The sequence below is a fragment of the uncultured Methanobrevibacter sp. genome (assembly GCF_902764455.1).
In the GTDB taxonomy this organism is placed as follows: domain Archaea; phylum Methanobacteriota; class Methanobacteria; order Methanobacteriales; family Methanobacteriaceae; genus Methanocatella.
This window is the reverse complement of record NZ_CACWVY010000010.1, coordinates 1-2,223: the sequence shown is the minus strand read 5'-3', so window position 1 is coordinate 2,223 and position 2,223 is coordinate 1. Positions and strand designations below refer to the sequence as shown.

The 2,223-nt window shown below is 32.9% G+C and carries 1 protein-coding gene; it reads right to left on the bottom strand.

What is annotated here, in order from left to right:
• Positions 1-2,223, bottom strand: a 2,223-nt coding sequence (locus QZU75_RS03425) for a hypothetical protein (protein ID WP_296881554.1), incomplete at both ends; no start/stop codon positions are given.

Genomic DNA, 2,223 nt, shown 5'->3' with positions numbered 1-2,223 from the left:
ATTAGAAGCATTACCAGCATTTGAAACAGTTATTGTCCAGACAGCAATATCATCTATAAAGTACTCATCCTTGTCGCTTGTAATATTAACAGAAATATCAACAATAGGAATAGCATATACAGTACAATTATCTGTGTTATTAATTCCATTAGGACCTGTAACAGTCACATTATTGGTTAAATTGCCAACATACTTAACTGCAGGATCTCTAGTCACATTATTAGAAATGAAAGTACTGTCCCTGATAATATTATCACCAAGACCAACAACTTTAACCCTAACAGTAATTGTAGCTTTAGATTTACCTGCAATATTTGTAATAAACCAGGTTACAGTCTGATTATTAATATTTACATAAGCAGAAGCCTCATTAGCATCTTTAACTACATAACCAACAAATTTCAAACCATCAGGCAAAGTGTCAGTGACATTCAAGACATCAGTATATCCAATAGCACCATCATTAACAATAGTCAAATTATACTCAATTACATCATTGTAATACGGAGTATTATTATTAACGGATTTTACAGGATATGGAAGATCATAAACATCAACTGTAATACCAGCTTTATTGTTTGTCATATTCCAGTCTGTTTCATTACAAGATACAGATACATTATGAGGAATATCATCTCCACTACGTACAGCATGGGAATTGATTACCAAAGTAACGTTAGTGCCGTTTGCCAAGTTTCCGATTGTCCAGACGCCGGTTGTTTCATTATATACAGTGCCGTCCGGTAAAGTGCAATTAATGAATTCGAAATTACCTGATGGGAATAAATCCTTCAAAGTAACATTAGTCGCATTGGTACCGTTAGCAGCATTATGAACAGTTATTGTCCAAACAGCTATATCGTCAACAAAGTACTCATCCTTATCACTGGTAATATTAACAGAAATATCAACAATAGGCATAGGAGCAATAGTACAGTTAACCATATCAGTAGCACCACGAGGACCAACAACAGTTAAATTATTAGTCAAATCACCAACAGCATTAACCTTAACCAGAATAACGATAGTAGCATTGGACTTAGCAGGAATATCTGTTAAAATCCAAGTAACATTCTGACCTTTATGAACTTCACTAATATTCTTAGCATTACTAATGCTGAGAGTCCTAATAAACTCTAAACCAGCAGGCAAAGTATCAATAACAGTGAAATGACTGGTATATGTATAATTACCTAAATTCTCAACATTAATAGTATAATTCACATATTCATGATAATACGGAGTGCTATTAGAAACTATTTTAACAGGTTTATGGAATGCTACAATCTCAACAGTTATATTATCCCTGTTATTAGTGTAATTCCACTCTGTTTCATTACAGGTGACATTAACTTTATTTTCAATATCACTTGCAGGAACCTTAGCATGAGTATATATTTTCAAAGTAACGTTAGTACCATTAGCCAAGTTTCCAATAGTCCAAACTCCGGTTTCATTGTTATAAGCTACATCATCAGAAGAGTACATGAACTCAAATTCTTTAGGAATCAATTCACTCAACTTAATATTTGAAGCATTTGTACCGTTAGCAGCATTGTGAACAGTTATTGTCCAAACAGCAACATCATCAACAAAGTATTCAACTTTGTCACTGGTAATGTTAACTGATAAATCTACAATAGGCATAGGATTAATTGTACAGTTTACAGTTCTGCTACTGCCTTTAGGACCAATAACTGTAAGATTATTGGTTAAATTGCCAATAGCATTAACTTTAACCCTGATTGTAATAGTTGCATTTTTAGTAGAGATATTAGTTAATTTCCAGGTAATGACTTGACCATTTTTATCTTCACTAACTTTAACAGCCCCAATAACATTAACTGTTCTGACAAACTCTAAACCAGCAGGTAAACTATCAATAACAGTTAAAACATCAGTATAATTATCTGCACCAGTATTTACAACAGTCAAATTATACTCAATCTCTTCATGATAATAAGGAGTATCATTATTCACAGTTTTTACCGGATAAGGAATAACATCAACGAGTTTGTTTGCTTTATTGTTAGTGAAATTCCATTCAGTTTCATTACAGGACACAGACACATTATGAGGAATATCTATACCATCATGTATAGCACGAGTATAAACTGTGAAAGTAACGTTAGTGCCGTTATTCAAATTACCGATATACCAAGTATCACCAGTATAACTAGTTCCATTAGCCAAAGTACAATTAATAAACTCAAAGTTACTACC